This is a genomic window from Amycolatopsis vastitatis (assembly GCF_002234595.1).
GTDB classification, from domain to species: Bacteria; Actinomycetota; Actinomycetes; order Mycobacteriales; family Pseudonocardiaceae; genus Amycolatopsis; species Amycolatopsis vastitatis.
Map to the genome: position 1 here is coordinate 1 of NZ_NMUL01000010.1, position 17,475 is coordinate 17,475.

The 17,475-nt window shown below is 72.1% G+C and carries 9 protein-coding genes and 1 pseudogene; 7 read left to right on the forward strand and 3 right to left on the reverse strand.

Features of this window, described 5'->3' with window-relative positions:
• Nucleotides 1–135 (reverse strand): manganese catalase family protein (locus CF165_RS12590; RefSeq protein ID WP_205660843.1); only part of this gene is annotated, 135 nt, incomplete at its 3' end.
• A 193-nt stretch (nucleotides 136–328) separates the two neighbouring features.
• On the opposite strand from CF165_RS12590, the gene CF165_RS12595 reads away from it, so the two are divergent.
• Entirely contained in the window at nucleotides 329–550 is a 222-nt protein-coding gene (locus CF165_RS12595; protein WP_240521554.1) for a hypothetical protein, read from the forward strand.
• Here CF165_RS12595 and CF165_RS12600 read toward each other — a convergent pair.
• Together CF165_RS12600 and CF165_RS12605 are read right to left on the reverse strand one after the other, a co-directional pair.
• On the reverse strand, nucleotides 523–1,617 hold the full coding sequence (locus CF165_RS12600; RefSeq protein WP_093947680.1) for a sensor histidine kinase: 1,095 nt from the start codon (nucleotides 1,615–1,617) through the stop codon (nucleotides 523–525). The two genes, CF165_RS12595 and CF165_RS12600, sit on opposite strands and share 28 nt — an antisense overlap.
• 10 nt (nucleotides 1,618–1,627) lie before the next feature.
• The gene (locus tag CF165_RS12605) at nucleotides 1,628–2,311 is read right to left on the reverse strand and encodes a response regulator transcription factor (RefSeq protein ID WP_093947681.1); all 684 of its coding nucleotides are present in this window, start codon (nucleotides 2,309–2,311) and stop codon (nucleotides 1,628–1,630) included.
• Nucleotides 2,312–2,398: 87 nt separating this feature from the next.
• Here CF165_RS12605 and CF165_RS12610 point away from each other — a divergent pair, with 87 nt between their 5' ends.
• From CF165_RS12610 to CF165_RS12635, 6 genes and pseudogenes are all read left to right on the forward strand, one after another.
• A complete protein-coding gene (locus CF165_RS12610) occupies nucleotides 2,399–3,001 on the forward strand; it encodes a M15 family metallopeptidase (protein ID WP_240521555.1) in 603 nt (200 codons plus the stop codon).
• 697 nt (nucleotides 3,002–3,698) lie between these two features.
• Nucleotides 3,699–4,007, forward strand: coding sequence for a hypothetical protein (locus tag CF165_RS54205; protein WP_500676257.1), 309 nt, complete (start codon nucleotides 3,699–3,701; stop codon nucleotides 4,005–4,007).
• Nucleotides 3,977–4,774 (forward strand): helix-turn-helix domain-containing protein, encoded by a 798-nt coding sequence (locus CF165_RS12620; RefSeq protein ID WP_500676256.1) that lies wholly within the window; start codon nucleotides 3,977–3,979, stop codon nucleotides 4,772–4,774. The genes CF165_RS54205 and CF165_RS12620 overlap by 31 nt, the downstream gene beginning before the upstream one ends.
• 135 nt (nucleotides 4,775–4,909) lie before the next feature.
• Nucleotides 4,910–5,797, forward strand: a complete 888-nt coding sequence (locus CF165_RS12625) for a prephenate dehydrogenase (protein ID WP_093947685.1) — start codon at nucleotides 4,910–4,912, stop codon at nucleotides 5,795–5,797.
• A gap of 227 nt (nucleotides 5,798–6,024) precedes the next feature.
• A complete protein-coding gene (locus CF165_RS12630) occupies nucleotides 6,025–7,986 on the forward strand; it encodes an ABC transporter ATP-binding protein (protein ID WP_093947686.1) in 1,962 nt (653 codons plus the stop codon).
• Between the two features lie 56 nt (nucleotides 7,987–8,042).
• A pseudogene (locus CF165_RS12635) lies at nucleotides 8,043–17,454 on the forward strand (amino acid adenylation domain-containing protein).
• Nucleotides 17,455–17,475 lie beyond the last annotated feature (21 nt).

A 17,475-nucleotide genomic window follows, 5' to 3' on the forward strand; every position in this document is an offset into this window, starting at 1 on the left:
CTGGAACAGGTACTGCATCGTCACGGTCATCTCACCGAACGCACCGCCGATGAGTTCCTGGAGCTTGCGGGCGTAGACGGGGTCGGGCTTCTCGGGCTTGGCTTCGAACTGCAACAGCTTCGTGTGACGGAACACGTCAGTCCCTCCGTCGTCCGGGGTGGCACCCGCCGGGGACCGGCGGGTCCCGGGGGCTTTCCCGGTTAGCGGAGGGTTAACCACGCGGGGACGGAAGGCCGTGCGTGGTGGCGTTCCGGGCCTCGACAACGCCGTGACCGCTATGGTAGTTGAACGCGAAACGTTTCGAAGTCGTGGCGAGTGGAGCAAGTACGTGAGCGATCAGCGGGAACGGGTGCGGGTCTGCCGCCGGTACCAGTGCGACGAGCCGGCCCTCTGGCGGCGGATGTGCGCGGCGCACTGGGCCCGGTGGCAGAACGGCGTCGACCCGCTCGACCAGCCGGGCGACGACGGCGAAGTCCCGGAACGGCAGGTCTGGCAGCCACCGCTGCGCGACTCCAGCGTTTCTCAGCGGAAACCCTCCGGCCGCTGGTGAGGTGACCAGGCGGGGCCGAAGGCGGGCAGCTCGACGGTGATCCGGAGCCCGCCGCCGCGGCGCGGGGTGATCGTCAGGGATCCGTCGTGCACCTCGGCGATGCTCTTGACGATGGCCAGGCCGAGGCCGACGCCCGCGTGGTCGGTGCGCAGGCGCTCGGTGTCCCGCCGGAACGGCTCGGTCAGCGTCGGGACCAGTTGCGGGGACAGGACTTCGCCGGAGTTTTCCACCGTGAGCACCACGGTTCCGGAGCGGACGCCGGTGTCGACCCACACGGTCCCGCGTTCCGGCAGGTTGTGCACGATGGCGTTGTGCACGAGGTTGGTCGTCATCTGCAGCAGCAGCGCCGCCGACCCCACGGCCGGGGTGACGTCGCCGAAGTCCTCGATGGCGACGCCGCGTTTCTCGGCGATCGGGAGCAGTGTCTCGACGGCTTCCTCCACGAGGAGGGACAGGTCGACGCGTTCGCGGGTGAACGTCGCCTGCTCGGCGCGGCTGAGCACGAGCAGCGCCTCGGTGAGGTCGATCGCCCTGGCGTTCACGGCGTGCAGGCGGTCGAAGAGCTCGCGGGGGTTCTTGGCCGGATCGGTGCGGGCCACCTCGAGCAGTGCCTGCGTGATCGCCAGCGGGGTGCGCAGTTCGTGTGAGGCGTTGGCGGCGAACCTCCGCTGCGCGGCGACGTGCGCTTCGAGGCGGGCGAGCATGGTGTCGAAGGCGTCGGCGAGCTCGCGGAACTCGTCTTCCGGGCCCTCCAGCCGGATCCGGTGGGAGAGCGACCCGTCCGCGGCCGTGCGGGCGGCGTCGGTGATGTGGGTCAGCGGGGCGAGCATGCGGCCGGCGAGCACCCACCCGCCCAGCAAGCCGAACGCCAGCAGGAAGACCAGCACCGAGCCGGCGGCCGGCGCGAAGTTGCGCGCGAGGACGGAGCGCTGCAGCACACCGCCGGCGGTGGCCACCACCGCGGGCACGTCCCGCAGTAGGAACACCCACACGGCGGAAAGCAGCAGGACGCCGGCGACCATGACGAAGCCGGCGTAGCTGAGGGTGAACTTGAGGCGGACACTCATCCCCGGCGCCCTACGCACCGGCTGATCCCCCGGGCGCGGTGCCGATGCGGTACCCGACGCCGGCCACGGTGGCGATGATCCAGGGTTCGCCGAGCCGCTTGCGCAGGGCCGAGACCGTGATGCGCACGGCGTTGGTGAACGGGTCGGCGTTCTCGTCCCAAGCCCGTTTCAGGAGCTCTTCGGCGCTGACGACACCGCCTTCGGCGGAGACGAGGACTTCGAGCACGGCGAACTGCTTCCTGGTCAACGCGACGTAGCGGCCGTCGCGGTAGACCTCCCGGCGGAACGGGTCCACCCGCAGGCCGGCGATCTCCCGCACCGGCGGCCTGTTGTGGGCCCGCCGCCGATCGAGCGCTCTCAGCCTGAGCACGAGCTCGCGCAGTTCGAACGGCTTCGTGAGGTAGTCGTCGGCGCCCAGCCCGAACCCGGTGACCTTGTCTTCGAGCCGGTCGGCGGCGGTGAGCATGAGGATCGGCGTGCCGCTCCCGGAGGCGACGATCCGCTCGGCGATCTCGTCACCGGTCGGCCCGGGGACGTCCCGGTCGAGGACGGCGATGTCGTAGGTGTTGACGGCCAGCAGCTCCAGCGCGGCGTCGCCGTCGCCCGCGATGTCCGCGGCGATCGCTTCCAGGCGCAGGCCGTCGCGGACCGCTTCGGCCAGATAGGGCTCGTCCTCGACGATCAGCACGCGCATCCTTCGATGGTACGAGCAGCCGGGATATCGCCGGCATATCGAAAACCGCATACGCCCTGGCAACACCCCGCTGTCTTCACTGGACCCGTGGCCTCCAGCGGACCGGCAAGGACGACAACCCGTCGGCTCGCCGGCGTCGTCGTCCCCGCGAAACGCCGGATTCGCCGTCTCCTCGTCGCCGGACCGCGAGCCGTCCTCGCCCGGATCGCGAAAGCGCTCGGCCTCCGCGGCCGGCTCGACCTGGCCGGTGGCGCCGTCCCCGCCGGTGTGACGGTCTTCGACGAAGATGTTCCGGGCGTGGTCAACCTCGATCCGCCGCTCCTCGCCGCGCTGCGCCGGGCCGGTGCCGCCGCCGCCGACGACGGGGTCGAGCTCCGCGTCAACAGCGGCTGGCGGTCCCCGGAGTACCAGGACCGGCTTCTGCGCGGGGCGATCGCGAAGTACGGATCCGAGGAAGAAGCCGCCCGGTGGGTGGCCACCCCGGAGACGTCCGCGCACGTGGCGGGGGTGGCGGTCGACATCGGGCCGCCGGAGTCCGCGCGGTGGCTGTCCGAGCACGGCTCCCGGTACGGGCTGTGCCAGATCTACCGCAACGAACCCTGGCACTACGAACTGCGTCCCGAGGCGATCGAGCACGGCTGCCCGCCCATGTACGCCGACCCCAGCCAGGACCCGAGGACACGCCGGTGACCGGCAGGCTTCCGGCCGTCCGGACGGTGACCGAGTGTCACCGGCCGGCTCGCGGATCCGCCCCGGCGGGCGAACGCGGCGCGCGGGAATTATAGTTATTCCACGCAGGCGATCAAGCCCGGCAATCGGGTTAACGGGATTTGCCGAAAAGGCCGCGGGGTTTACATCCGAGCCGAATTTGTATGATTCGCCGCATTGTACGTATGCCCGATGTGTGAGTCAATGCAATTAGTCCATTAGGGAAGACCGGACCTCGAACCTGGACGGCGCGCTCCGCCGGTGAATCACGATTCTTCGTCAATTGCCGACGGCGATCAGTCATGCCATGCTGCCGTGGTGCGCACTCATTGGGGACCAAGGGGTGCGGTGACTGGGGGTCACGAGGCAATGGGGAATCCTGCCGAGCAAACCACCGAGCCGCGCCAGGCACTTGCCGGGAACTCGAGATCGAACACGCTCTGCGTCCTCGCGTTACCCGAACGTCGGCCCTGGTCGGGCTGACGGACTCAGACCTTGGCCGGGTGGAAGCCGCCGGACGCTCGTTCGGCGGCTTCCACCCGGGGCGAGGGGAGCACGCCCTTGGGCTCCGGCGGTTCGCCGGAGCGCAGGCTGATGCCGTCCACCGGGAGACCGCGGAGTAGGTCCGCGCGCGCCGGTGGTCTTCAAGGGGATCCTCACCGTCGAGGACACCCGCCGCGTGGCTGTGGCCGGAGCGGACGGGATCGTGGTGTCCAACCACCGAGGTCGAGCAGTTGGACGGTGCGGTTCTCTGCCGCACCGCAATGTTGACGATCCCATGGGGGCTAGGTGGATCCGACGAGAGTTGACACGTTCGCTCTTCCCGTCGTCGAAATCGAGCTGTCCCGGCTGTCTTCCGCAAGCTCACCACGAACCTCGGGTGAGGATCCGGAGCACGTCGAGACGCTGTTGTCGGCAGAGGGGGAGCTTCCGCCCATTCTCGTTCATCGTCCGACGATGCAGGTCCTGGACGGCCTGCACAGGCTGAAGGTGGCACGGGTACGAGGTGATACGAAAATCCTGGCCAGGCTGGTCGACGGCACCGAGTCGGACGCCTTCGTCCTGGCGGTCGAAGCGAACGTCAGGCACGGCCTGCCGCTGTCGCTCGCCGATCGCAAGCGCGCGGCCGTCCAGATCATCGGGACGCACCCGCAGTGGTCCGATCGGCGGGTGGCTTCGGCGACCGGCATCTCGGCCGGCACGGTGGCCGACCTGCGCAGGCGGGCGGGCGAGGACGGGGCCGACGCCAGGATCGGACGGGACGGGCGCGTCCGGCCCGCCGACGGTTCGGAGAGGAGAAGACTCGCGGCCGAGCTCATCCGCAACGACCCTGGCCTGTCGCTGCGGCAGGTCGCCAAGCAGGTCGGCATCTCCCCGGAGACGGTCCGGGACGTGCGGGGCAGGCTGGAGCGCGGCGAGAGCCCGACCCCGGACGGGACCAGGAGGCTGCCGGCCAAGCCGCACCCGCTGCGGTTGTCGGAGCCGGACTTCGGCAGCACCGTGGACCGGGATCGGCTCGCCCTGCTGGAGAGACTCAAGACCGACCCTGCGCTGCGGTTGAACGAGGTCGGCCGGATCCTGTTGCGCATGCTCACCATGCACTCCATCGACGGGCAGGAGTGGGAAAGGATCCTGCACGGCGTCCCGCCGCACCTTTACGGCGTGATCGCCGGCTTCGCCCGGGACCACGCCCGGGTCTGGGCGGAGTTCGCGGATCACCTGGAGAACCGGGCGACCGATCTGGCCGCCGGCTGAGGGCCGCGTGCGCGACGCCGGTCCCGGTGCGGTGAACGCACCGGGACCGGCGTCGCGGTCCACATCGGACAGTGGAGGCCCGGTGCCCAAGCCGGGCGGCTGGACTTCGCCCGTTGGGCGGCTTAAGAAAGACCGGTGACCCTCGAGAAAGCGCTTGTCGTCGGTACCGGACTGATCGGCACTTCGGTGGCGCTGGCCCTTCGCGCGAAGGGCGTGGCTGTCTACCTTTCCGACATCGACGCGCACGCCGCGCGGCTGGCGCGGGAACTCGGCGCGGGTCACGAGTGGGCCGGCGAGGACGTGGATCTGGCGTTGATCGCCGTGCCGCCGCCCGTCGTTGCGGAACGGCTGGCGGAACTGCAGAAGCGGGAGACCGCACCGGCCTACACCGACGTGGCCAGCGTCAAGGCCGATCCGATCGCCGCAGCGGAGCGGCTCGGGTGCGACCTGACCTCGTATGTGCCGGGACACCCGCTCGCCGGCCGGGAGCGTTCCGGCCCGGCCGCCGCCCGCGCCGACCTGTTCTCGGGACGGGCGTGGGCGCTCTGCCCCCGCCCCGAGACGGACGCGCACGCGCTGCGGCGGGTGCGGGAACTGGTGTCGATGTGCGGGGCGGACGCCGTCACCGTGGACCCGGGCGAACACGACTCGGCGGTGGCACTGGTGTCGCACGCCCCGCACGTGGTGGCGTCGGCGGTGGCGGCCAGCCTGGCGGGCGGTGACGACGTCGCGTTGGGACTGGCGGGCCGGGGGCTGCGTGACGTGACGCGCATCGCCGCCGGGGATCCCTTGCTGTGGCGGGCGATCCTGGCCGGGAACACCCAGCCGGTGGCCGGGGTGCTCGAGCGGATCGCGGCCGACCTCGCCGAGGCGGCCTCGGCACTGCGGTCCGGCGATCTGGACGGCGTGACGGACCTGCTGCGGCGGGGTGTGGCCGGCCACGCGCGGATCCCCGGCGAACGCGGCGGGCCGGTGCGCGAGAACGCCGCGGTTCAGGTGGCGCCGGGAGACGGGCGGCACTAGGCGTCCGGCCAAAAAGGACCGATCCCCGCGCGGCGTCCGACCGCCACCGAGCCATTCGGCCGGATCGGCGACGGCCGGCCCGCTTTTGCCGCGCCGGCACCGGTTTTCGCCGAGCGGGGCTCTTTCCGTGACGCCGAAGGCGATTCGCGCCCGGCGCCACTCGTGGACATCGATTCGATTCAGCACGATGGGGATCGCCGGCTTAGCGTGTGGAGAAGGGAACCTGCATGGACGTGGTGATGCGCTTCGGGGGGGTGAAGAAGAGCGACGACGACCCGGACCCCTGGAAGACCAAGATCCGCCAGGGGACGCTGCGCCGGGTGTTCGCCTACTTCCGCCCGCACCTCGGCAAGGTGGCGCTCTTCTTCCTCGTCGCCGCGCTGGAGTCGCTCGTCGTCGTGGCGACGCCGTTGCTGCTGATGAAGCTCGTCGACGACGGCATCCTCAAGAACGACGCCGGGTTCGTGGCCTTGATGGCCTCCCTGTCCGCGGCCTGCGCGGTGGCCGGCGCGCTGCTGCAGCTGCTGTCGGCCTACATCACCGGGCGGATCGGCATGAGCGTCACCTACGACCTCCGGGTGCAGGCGCTCGACCACGTCCGGCGGCTGCCGATCGCGTTCTTCACCCGCACCCAGACCGGGGTGCTGGTCGGCCGGCTGCACACCGACCTGGTCATGGCCCAGCAGGCCTTCTACTCCCTGCTGATCGGGGCCACCAGCGTGATCACCGTCGTGCTGGTCGTCGTCGAGCTGTTCTACCTTTCGTGGCTCGTCGCCCTCGTCTCGGTGCTGCTGATCCCGCTGTTCCTCGTGCCCTGGATCTACGCGGGGCGGCTGATCCAGCGGTACACGCGGCAGCTGATGGAGGAGAACGGCGGCCTCGGCGGAGTCCTCCAGGAGCGGTTCAACGTGCAGGGCGCGATGCTTTCCAAGCTCTTCGGCCGTCCGGAGGAGGAGATGGCCGAGTACGCGGACCGGGCCGGGCGGATCCGCCGGACCGGCGTGCGCCTGTCGGTGTACGCCCGGCTGGGCTTCGTCGTCATGTCCCTGATGGCCTCGCTCGCCACGGCGCTCATCTACGGAATCGGCGGCGGGCTCGTGCTCGACGGGCTGTTCCAGCTGGGCACGCTGGTCGCCATCGCGACCCTGCTCGGCCGGCTGTTCGGGCCGATCACCCAGCTGTCCGGGATCCAGGAGACCGCGACGACCGTCGTGGTGAGCTTCGACCGGATCTTCGAGCTGCTCGATCTGAAGCCGCTCATCGAGGAACGGCCCGGCGCGGTCGGGCTCCCGAAGGACGTGGCGCCGGACATCGAGTTCGAGGACGTGTCGTTCCGCTATCCCGGCGCGGACGAGGTTTCGCTGCCGTCGCTGGAGCAGAACGTGCGGGTCCGGCGGGAGCGCGGGGAAGTGACGCCGGATGTGCTGCGCGGCGTGAGCCTGCACGTGGCGGCCGGGACCATGACCGCGCTCGTCGGTCCGTCCGGCGCGGGGAAGAGCACCCTCACCCACCTGGTGTCGCGGCTGTACGACCCGACCTCGGGGATCGTGCGCGTCGGCGGGCACGATCTGCGGAACCTGTCCTTCGAGGCGCTCCGCCAAACCGTGGGCGTGGTCAGCCAGGACACCTACCTCTTCCACGACACGATCCGGGAAAACCTGCTCTACGCCCGGCCGACCGCCACCGAAGACGAGCTGATCGAAGCGTGCAAGGGCGCCCAGATCTGGGACCTGATCGAATCCCTCAGCCGGGGGCTCGACACCGTCACGGGCGATCACGGCTACCGCTTGTCGGGCGGGGAAAAGCAGCGGCTGGCCATTGCCCGGCTGCTGCTGAAGGCGCCCTCGATCGTGGTGCTCGACGAAGCCACCGCGCACCTGGACTCCGAGTCGGAAGCGGCCGTCCAGCGGGCGCTGAAGACCGCCCTGCGCGACCGCACCTCGGTGGTGATCGCCCACCGGCTGTCCACGATCCGCGAGGCCGACCAGATCCTGGTGATCGACGGCGGCGGCGTCCGGGAGCGCGGGACGCACGAAGAGCTGCTGGCCGAGGGCGGTCTCTACGCGGAGCTGTACCACACGCAGTTCGCCAAGCCGGGAGGCAACGGAGCCGAGCCGGGAAGCGTTGGAGCCGAGCCACGGGACTACGGGCCCGCGCCGGCGGTGCACCAGGTGGTTCGTGGAGGATGACGATGAATTCCGCAGCGCACCCCACCCCGACGGTGCCGGAGCTGGTCGCCCGGCGGGTGGACCGGACTCCCGGCGCGGTGGCCGTGGTCGACGGCGACCGGGTGCTGACGTATCAGGCGCTCGACGAACTCGCGGGCCGGCTGGCCGCCCGGCTGATCGGCCGGGGCGTCCGCCGGGGCGGCCGGGTCGCGGTGATGCTGGACCGTTCGGCCGACCTGGTGGTGGCGCTGCTCGCCGTCTGGAAGGCGGGGGCGGCGTACGTACCGGTGGACGCCGGCTATCCCGCGCCGCGCGTGGCGTTCATGGCGGCGGACTCGGGGGTGTCCCTGATGGTGTGCTCGGCCGCGACGCGCGGCGGCGTGCCGGAGGGGATCGAGCCGATCGTCGTCACCGATGAGGAGGACGGCGAAGCGGCGACGGCCGCGGCCCGCCCCGGGGACCCCGCGTACGTGATGTACACCTCCGGCTCGACGGGAACCCCGAAAGGCGTGACCGTCCCGCACCGGAGCGTCGCGGAGCTGGCGGGAAATCCCGGCTGGGCCGTGGAACCCGACGACGCGGTCCTCGTGCACGCGCCCCACGCCTTCGACGCTTCCCTGTTCGAGATCTGGGTGCCCCTGGTGTCCGGGGCCCGCCTGGTGATCGCCGGGCCGGGCCAGGTGGACGCCCGGCGCCTGCGTGAGGCGATCGCGGCCGGGGTGACGCGGGCACACTTGACCGCCGGGAGTTTCCGTGCGGTGGCGGAAGAATCGCCGGAATCGTTCACCGGCCTCCGGGAAGTACTGACCGGCGGCGACCTGGTGCCCGCGCACGCGGTGGCCCGGGTGCGGGCGGCTTGCCCCGGAGTGCGGGTGCGGCACCTCTACGGCCCGACCGAAACGACGTTGTGCGCGACGTGGCACGTGCTCGAGCCGGGTGACGCGCTGGGACCGGTGCTGCCGATCGGCCGTCCGCTTCCCGGCCGCCGGGCTCAGGTGCTCGACGACTCGCTGCGGCCGGTGGCGCCGGGGGTGGTCGGCGAGCTGTATCTCTCCGGCGCCGGCCTGGCGGACGGCTACCTGGACCGGGCGGCGCTGACGGCGGAGCGGTTCGTGGCGGACCCGTCCCGGCCCGGGGAGCGGATGTACCGGACCGGCGACCTCGCGCAGCGGACCGCGGACGGCGAGCTGCTGTTCGCGGGCCGGGCCGACGACCAGGTGAAGATCCGCGGGTTCCGGGTGGAGCCGGGCGAGGTCGAGGCCGCGCTGACCGCCCAGCCCGGCGTCCACGAGTCCGTGGTGGTGGCGATCGACGGGCGCCTGATCGCCTACGTGGTGGCGGACGAGGACACCGATCCCGTGCTCGTCCGCGAACGGCTCGAAGCCGTGCTGCCGGAGCACCTCGTGCCGGCCGCGGTGCTCCGGCTGGCCGCGCTGCCGCTGACCGCCAACGGCAAGGTGGACCGGGCGGCGCTGCCCGCGCCCGACTTCGCGGCGAAGGCCACGGGCCGGGCCCCCGCCACCGAGGCCGAACGTGTCCTCTGTGGACTGTTCGCCGATTTGCTCGGCGTGGCCGGGGCCGGCGTCGACGACGGCTTCTTCGAACTGGGCGGGGATTCGATCGTCGCGACGCGGCTGGCGGCCCGGGCGGCCAAAGCCGGGCTGCTGGTGACGCCGTCCCAGGTGTTCGCGGAGCGGACCCCCGCCCGGCTGGCGGCCGTGGCGGGAGCCGTACCGGCGGGCAGCCCGGTCGAAGGCGCGCCGGTTGTCCTGACCGCGCAAGAGGAGGCGGAGCTGGCGATCGCCGTCCCCGGCGCCGAGGACGTCTGGCCGCTGGCCCCGCTCCAGGCCGGCTTGTTCTTCGAGTCGTCGCTGGAGGACAAGGGCCCCGACATCTACCAGACGCAGTGGATCGTGGAGCTGACCGGGCCGCTGGACGTGCCCCGGCTGCGCGCGGTGTGGGAAGCGGTTTTCGCCCGCCACGCCGAACTCCGGCTGAGCTTCCACCGGCTCGCGTCGGGCAAGACGGTGCAGGCCGTCGCCGGGAACGTCACCCTGCCGTGGCGGGAAGTCGACCTGACCGGGGCCGCCGACGCCGAAGCGGCCGTCGACGCGCTGGCCCGGCGGGAACAGCAGGAGCGGTTCGACCTCGCCAAGGCACCGCTGTTCCGGCTGGTGCTGGCCCGGCTCGGGGACGACCGGCACCGCCTGCTGGTCGTCAACCACCACATCCTCACCGACGGCTGGTCGGTCGCGGTCGTCCTCAACGAGGTGGCCGAGGCGTACGCGGCCGGCGGGCGGTTCCCCGACCGGTCCGGTGCCGCCTCCTACCGCGACTACCTGGGTTGGCTCGACCGGCAGGACAAGGACGCGGCCGTCGAGGCCTGGCGGGCGGAGCTGTCCGGCGTCGGCGAGCCCGGGCTGATCGCCAAGACGGCGGCGGGGACGGACGACGGCTACGGCTACCGCGTCACCCACCTGCCGCCGGACCTCTACGCGAGGCTGCTCGAGTTCACCCGCGACCACGGGCTGACGCTCAACACGGTGGTGCAGGGCGCGTGGGCGATGGTGCTGGCGCGGCTCGCGCGGCGGACCGACGTGGTGTTCGGCACCACGGTCGCCCTCCGTCCCGCGGAACTCCCCGGGGTGGAGTCGATGCCGGGGCTGTTGATGAACACGGTGCCGGTCCGGGTTCCGCTGGAGGCCGGGCAGCCGGTCTTGGACATGCTCACCGGCCTGCAGCACCGGCAGGTGGCCCTGATGCCGCACCAGCACCTGGGGCTGCCGGAGATCCAGAAGGCGGGCGGGCCCGGCGCGGTGTTCGACACGCTGCTGGTGTTCGAGAACTACCCGCGGGACTTCGCCGAGGGCTTCCGGTACCTCGGCACGATCGAGGGGACGCACTACCCGGTGACCCTCGGCATCATCCCGGGGGACCGCTGCCGGATCCAGCTCGGTTACCGGCCGGGGCAGGTCGACCGGACCGTCGCTGATTCGGTGCTCGGCTGGTTCGTCGGCGCCCTCGAGCAGGTGGCCGCCGATCCCTCCCGCCCGGTGGGGCGGGTCGCGGTGGGCGCGGGCACGGTGCACCGCCCGGTGCCGGCGTTGCTGGCGGGGGAGTCCCTGCCCGCGCTGATCGGCCGGGTGGCGGCGAGCCGTCCGGCCGACGTGGCGGTGATCGACGCCGACGGCGAGCTGTCGTACGGACAGCTGTGGGACCGGGCCGTGCGGTTCGCGGCGGTCTTGCGGGACCGCGGGGTGGGGCCGGAGTCACGGGTGGGCCTGGTGGTGGGCCGGTCGTCCTGGTGGCTCGTCGGGATGCTGGGCGTCTCGCTGACGGGCGGGGTGTTCGTCCCGGTGGATCCGGCGTACCCGGACGAGCGCAAGAGCTGGATCTTCCGCTCCGCGGACCCGATGTCCGTGGTGTGCGCCGGGAAAACGCGCGCGGCGGTGCCGGGGGAGTTCGCGGACCGGCTCGTCGTCATCGACGAGCTGGACCTGGCCGACGTCCCGGAGGCGGACCTGCCGCGGGTGGGCCCGCGTGACGCGGCCTACGTGATTTACACGTCGGGGTCGACGGGAACGCCGAAGGGGGTCGTCGTCACCCACTCGGGGCTGGGGAACCTGGCGATGGCGCACATCGACCGGTTCGGGGTGACGCCGTCCTCCCGGGTCCTGCAGTTCGCGGCGCTCGGCTTCGACACCATCGTGTCGGAAGTGATGATGGCGCTGCTGTCCGGGGCGACCCTGGTGATGCCGCCCGAGCAGGACCTGCCGCCGCGGGTGTCGCTGGCCGAGACGCTGGAACGCTGGGACATCACGCACGTGAAGGCGCCGCCGTCGGTGCTGGGCACCGTCGACGCGTTGCCGTCCCGGCTGGAGACGGTGGTGGCGGCGGGCGAGCTCTGCCCGCCCGGCCTGGTGGACCGCCTGTCGGCCGGACGGCGGATGATCAACGCCTACGGGCCGACCGAGACCACGATCTGCGCGACGATGAGCATGCCGCTCTCGCCGGGCCAGGACCCGATCCCGTTCGGGAAACCGGTTCCGGGTGTCCGCGGGTACCTGCTGGACGCGTTCCTGCGCCCGCTGCCGCCCGGGATCACCGGCGAGCTGTACCTGGCCGGGATCGGCGTGGCCCGCGGCTACCTGGGCCGTCCGGCGCTGACCGCCGAGAGGTTCGTCGCCGACCCGTTCGTGCCCGGTGAACGCATGTACCGGACGGGGGATCTGGCGTACTGGACGGACGAGGGTGAGCTGGTGTCGGCCGGGCGGGCCGACGACCAGGTCAAGATCCGCGGGTTCCGGGTCGAACCCCGCGAGATCGAGTTCGCGTTGTCCGGCTACCCCCGGATCACCCAGGCCGCGGTGACCGTCCGCGAGGACCGCCTCCTGGCCTACGTGACGCCGGCCGACATCGACACGCAGGCGGTGCGCGAGGACCTCGCGTCCCGGCTGCCCCAGTACATGGTGCCCGCGGCGGTGGTGGCGCTGGACGCCTTGCCGCTGACGGCGCACGGCAAGATCGACCGGCGCGCGCTGCCCGATCCGGACTTCACGGCCGGCGCACCCGCCCGGACGCCGGCCACCGAGGCCGAGCGGGTCCTGTGCGGGTTGTTCGCCGAGCTGCTCGGACTGGAGCGGGTCGGGGTGGACGACAGCTTCTTCGAGCTGGGCGGGGATTCGATCCTCGCGATGCAGCTGGCGGCACGGGCGCGGCACACCGGCCTGACGTTCGCCGCGGCGGACGTCTTCGACGGGCGGACACCCGAGCGGATCGCGCAGCTGGCCGGCTCGCCGTTGCTGGAGCCGGCCCCTTCACCGCAGGCGGACGGCGTGGGCGAGATCCCGTGGACGCCGGTGATGTCGGTGCTGGGGGACGGCGTCGTGGGCCCGCGGTTCGCGCAGTGGGTCGTGGTGGGAGCGCCTCCGGAGCTGACGGAGGAGGCGCTGGTGACGGGGGCGGCGGCCCTGGTGGACACGCACGACGTGCTGCGGGCGCGGGTCGTCGACGACGCGGCAGGCCGCCGGCTGGTGGTCGGCGAGCGCGGGTCCGTGGACGTCCGCGGCGCTGTCACGCGGGTGGAAGCCGGTGACGGTTCGCCGGACGAGGTCGCGGAGGAAGCGGCGCGGGACGCCGTGGGCCGGCTGGACCCGGCGGCCGGGGTGATGCTCCAGGTCGTCTGGGTCGACGCGGGCCCGGGCGGGCCGGGGCGGTTGGTGGTCGTCGTGCACCACCTGGCGGTCGACGGGGTGTCGTGGCGCGTGCTGCTGCCGGATCTGCGGACGGCGTGCGAGGCGGCGGCCGCGGGCCGGGAGCCGGCGCTGGAACCGGTCGGGGTGTCGTTCCGGCGGTGGGCGGGCCTGCTGGCGGAGTGGGCGGTCTCCGCGGAGCGCGTCGGGGAACTGGCGGCGTGGAAGGCGATCGTCGGTGCGGATCAGCCCGTCGGTGCGCGAGGGCTGACCGTGGGCGGTGACGCGGCCGGGGCGGTGCGCTCGCGGTCGTGGGCGGTGCCGAAGGCCGAGACGTCCGTGCTCGTGGGGCGGGCTCCCGTGGTGTTCCACTGCGGGGTGCACGAGGTCCTGCTGGCCGGGCTGGCTGGGGCGGTGACGCGGTGGCGCGGCGGGGACGAGGTGCTGGTGGACGTGGAAAGCCACGGCCGTCATCCCGCCGGCGGGATGGATCTGTCGCGGACGGTGGGCTGGTTCACCAGCGTGCACCCGGTGCGGCTGGACCTGGCGGGCATCGATCCCGCGGACGTTCTCGCCGGCGGCCCGGCGGCCGGGCGGTTGCTCAAGGCGGTCAAAGAGCAGTCGCGGGCGGTGCCGGGCGACGGGCTCGGCTACGGGCTGCTGCGTCACCTCAACGCCGAAACGGGACCGGTGCTGGCGGAATTGCCGTCGCCGCGGATCGGGTTCAACTACATGGGCCGGTTCGTCACCGGTGACGGGAATGACGTCCGCGCGTGGCAGCCGGTCGGCGACATCGGCAGTTCGCTGGAACCGGGAATGGGATTGCCGCACGCGCTCGAGGTCAACGCGATCGTGCAGGACACGCCGGACGGGCCCGTGCTGACGCTCATGGCGGAATGGCCGGAAGGCTCGCTCGGCGACGGCGAAATCGAACGACTGGGCCAGGCGTGGCTGGACACGTTGTCAGGGCTGGCCCGCCAAGCGGATGATCCTTCCGCGGGGGGACACACGGCTTCCGACTTCGATCTGCTGGATCTGGACCAGGACGAGGTCGAGGAATTCGAAGCGATCGCGGCGGAACTCCAGTAATGGCGGCGCACGGCAATGGAGGCTTGATTTCGTGAACACTCCGACCACGTTCTCCGGAACGGCGCTCGCGGAAGTCTGGCCGCCGTCGCCGATGCAGGAGGGAATCCTTTACCACGCCGCGCTCGACGACGAGGGTCCCGACATCTACCTCATCCAGCAATTGCTGCTCGTCGACGGGCCCATGGACGCGCAGCGGTTCCGGAAGTCCTGGGAGACGCTCCTCGGCAGGCACGCGGCCCTGCGGGCGTGCTTCCACCGGCGGAAGTCCGGCGAGATGGTCCAGCTCATTCCCCGTGAGGTGAAGCTGCCCTGGACCGAACACGACCTGTCCGGACTGTCCGAAGAGGACGTCGAGGCCGAGGTGGGCAAGCTCGCGGAGCAGGAGCGCGCCAAGCGGTTCGACGTCGCCAAGCCGCCGCTGCTGCGGCTGATGCTGATCCGGCTCGCTCCGGAGAAACACTGCCTGGTGACGACGAGCCACCACCTGGTCATGGACGGGTGGTCGCGGGCGCTCCTCGAGTCGGAGCTGCTGGACATCTACGCGGCGGGTGGCACCGCGTCGGGGCTGCGGGCCGCCGGCTCGTACCGGGACTACCTGGCTTGGCTGCACGAGCAGGACAAGGAAGCCGCCCGGGCGGCCTGGCAGGCCGAGCTGGCCGGTGCCGAACGCGCGGCACTCGCCCTTCCCGAACGGGTCAAGAAGGCGCCGGGACCGCGGACCCGGGAAGTCGTCCGCTATTCGCCGGAGTTCACCTCCGCACTGGCCGGCTTCGCCCGCCGGCACGGGCTGACGCTGAACACGCTGGTGCAGGGGGCGTGGGGGGTGGTGCTGGCCCGGCTGGCGCGCCGTCGTGACGTGGTGTTCGGCGCGGTCGTCTCGGGGCGGCCCCCCGAGGTGCCCGGCGTGGAGCAGGTCGTGGGGCTGTTCATCAACACCGTGCCGGTGCGGGTGCGGCTGGACGGCGGGCAGCCGGTCCTGCGGATGCTGACGGAGCTGCAGGAGCGGCAGTCCGCGCTGATCTCCCACCAGCACCTCGGGCTGCAGGAGATCCAGAAGCTGCCCGGGGCGAGCTTCGACACGATCGTGTCGTTCGAGAACTACGTGGACCCGGCGGCGAAAGCCGGAGCCGATCGCGCTCTCCGGCTGAGCCTGAAGGAGTTCCACCAGTCGGCGCCGTACTCGATCCTCCTGGGCATCATGCCGGGCGAGAGCCTGCAGACCGACATCGAGTACCAGCCGGAGCTGCTCGACGCCCGCACCGCCGAGGACGCACTGCACGGCCTCGCCCGGGTTCTCGAGCGGATGATCGCCGAGCCCGAGGCGCCGGTGGGCCGCCTGGACGTGGTGGACGACGCCGGGCGTGAGCAGGTCGTCGAGCGGTGGAACGACACGGGCGCCGCGAACGGGGCGCCATCGGCGGTGGACCTGTTCCGCCGTCAGGTGGACAGGCAACCGGACGCGACGGCGGTGACGGCCGGGGACCGGGCCTGGTCCTACGCCGAGCTCGACCGGTGGTCCGGCCGGCTGGCGCGGATCCTGGTGGAGCGCGGCGTGCGGCGCGGCGACCGCGTCGGGGTGGTGCTGGAACGGTCGGCGGAAGTGCCCGCGGCGTGGCTCGGGGTGTGGAAGGCGGGCGCGGTGTTCGTGCCGGTCGATCCGGGCTACCCGGCGGACCGGGTCGCGTTCCTGCTGGCCGACTCCGCCGTCGCGGCGGTCGTGTGCAGCGCGGAGACCGCGGATGCGGTGCCGCCGGGTCACCAGCGGGTCCTGGCCGAGGACGCGGGCGATGGCGACGTCGCCCTGGTCCCGGTCGGCGCGGACGACCTGGCCTACGTGATGTACACCTCCGGCTCGACCGGGACCCCGAAGGGCGTGGCGATCTCGCACGGGGGCGTGGCGGCACTGGCCGGGGACCCGGGGTGGGACGTGCACGCCGGTGACGCGGTGCTGATGCACGCTCCGCACACCTTCGACGCTTCGCTGTACGACCTGTGGGTGCCGCTCGTGTCCGGGGCGCGCGTGATGATCACCGAACCGGGCGTGGTCGACGCGGCGCGGCTCGCCGCGCACGTGGCGGACGGCCTCACCGCGGTGAACTTCACCGCGGGCCACTTCCGGGCGCTCGTGCAGGAGTCGCCGGAATCCTTCGCGGGGCTGCGCGAGGTGGCCGCGGGCGGCGACGTGGTCCCGCCCGACGTCGTGGCGCGGGTGCGGCAGGCGTGCCCCCGGCTGCGGGTCAGGCACACCTACGGCCCGACGGAAACCACGCTGTGCGTGACGTGGAAGGCGATCGAGCCCGGCGACGAGACCGGGCCGGTGCTCCCGATCGGGCGGCCGATGCCGGGCCGCCGGCTGTACGTGCTGGACGTCTTCCTGCGGCCGCTGCCGCCGGGCGTCGCGGGTGATCTGTACATCGGCGGCGCCGGGGTCGCCCACGGCTACCTGGGCCGCGCGGCGCTGACCGCGGAGCGGTTCGTGGCGGACCCGTCCCGGCCCGGGGAGCGGATGTACCGGACCGGGGACCTGGCCTACTGGACCGACGAGGGCGAGCTGGTGTTCGCCGGGCGGGCCGACGACCAGGTCAAGATCCGCGGCCATCGCGTGGAGCCGGGCGAGGTCGAGGCGGTGCTGACTGGGCAGCCGGGTGTCGACCAGGCGGTCGTGGTGGCCCGTGACGGGCGGCTGATCGGCTATGTCGTGTCCGGCGGAGACGTGGATCCGGCCCGGCTGCGCGACCAGGTCGCCAGGGTGCTGCCGGAGTACCTGGTGCCCGCGGAAGTGATCGTGCTCGCCGCGCTGCCGGTGACGGCGAACGGGAAGGTGGACCGGGAAGCGTTGCCGGATCCCGACTTCGGCGAGCGGGTCTCCGGCCGGGAGCCGCGCACGGAGGTCGAGCGGGCGTTGTGCACGCTCTTCGCCGAGGTGCTCGGCCTGGACCGGGTCGGCGTGGACGACAGTTTCTTCGAAATCGGCGGGGATTCCATCCATTCGGTGAAACTGGCGGCGCGGGCGACCCGGGCCGGAATGCCGTTCAGCGTGGTGGAGGTGTTCGAACACCGGACGCCCGCGGGACTCGCGACGATCGTCGATCCGGACGGCGTGCCCGCGGCCGAACCGGCCGAACCCGCGTCCGACGCCGATCTCGTCGGTCTCGGCCGGGACGAAATCGAGGAATTCGAGTCCGAATTCGACGACGTCCGCCAGTGAATGATTCTTTTTTTGCGGGGC

Coding starts and splice junctions, on each gene's coding strand:
- CF165_RS12600 (WP_093947680.1), bottom strand. CDS start 1,617: ATGAGTGTCCGCCTCAAGTTCACCCTCAGCTACGCCGGCTTCGTCATG.
- CF165_RS12605 (WP_093947681.1), bottom strand. CDS start 2,311: ATGCGCGTGCTGATCGTCGAGGACGAGCCCTATCTGGCCGAAGCGGTC.
- CF165_RS12620 (WP_500676256.1), top strand. CDS start 3,977: ATGCAGGTCCTGGACGGCCTGCACAGGCTGAAGGTGGCACGGGTACGA.
- CF165_RS12630 (WP_093947686.1), top strand. CDS start 6,025: ATGGACGTGGTGATGCGCTTCGGGGGGGTGAAGAAGAGCGACGACGAC.